The organism is Chryseobacterium sp. WG14 (assembly GCF_024586945.1).
In the GTDB taxonomy this organism is placed as follows: domain Bacteria; phylum Bacteroidota; class Bacteroidia; order Flavobacteriales; family Weeksellaceae; genus Chryseobacterium.
The window spans coordinates 1-648 of sequence record NZ_JALCZD010000037.1 but is presented as its reverse complement, the minus strand read 5'-3'; the positions used below and the strand labels follow the sequence as shown (position 1 = coordinate 648).

General features: G+C 34.9%; 1 pseudogene. It reads left to right on the top strand.

Annotated features, from left to right (window positions below):
- Positions 1-489: pseudogene (locus tag MP478_RS22485) on the top strand (hypothetical protein); the annotation flags it as partial.
- Positions 490-648: the final 159 nt, after the last annotated feature.

The window sequence follows — 648 nt, the reverse complement described above, 5'->3', positions numbered from 1 at the left end:
AGTAATTCATGGATATGGCATACACCTGATGGTGATGGTAGGAAAACCTTATACATGGCTCCTATGAATGCTGCTAATACCGATTGGGACTGGAGTAAAGCATTTATTATGAATGGCGAAAACGGAAATGCATTATTAAATGGCAAATTTGAAGCAAAAGAAATAAAGGTTACTTCTGGTCCTACTGCCGATTTTGTGTTTGAAGAAGATTATCAACTGCCAAAATTGGAGGACGTAGAAACACACATCAAAGAAAAAAAACACCTTCCTGAAGTTGCCTCTGCCAAAGAAATGGAAAAAGAAGGAGTAAATGTAGGAGAATTCCAGATTAAACTGTTGCAGAAAATAGAAGAGCTTACTCTCTATTCTATTGAGCAAAACAAGCAGATCAAATTATTGCAGGAAGAAAACAAAACTTTAAAATCTCAATCTGATGACCTTGAAGAATTGAAAAAGCAAGTTCGGCAAATCCTTTACAATCAAAAATAAAACACCGATGAAAACAAAATTACTTTCGATATTCTCTTTATTTATAGGCTTCTTAGGTTTTTCTCAAACTGAAGTGTATTTCAAATATGATGAAGCCGGGAATCAAAGATACAGAGGAACAAATTCAGCAGGAAAAGCAGTAGAAGAACCAGCAAAAAC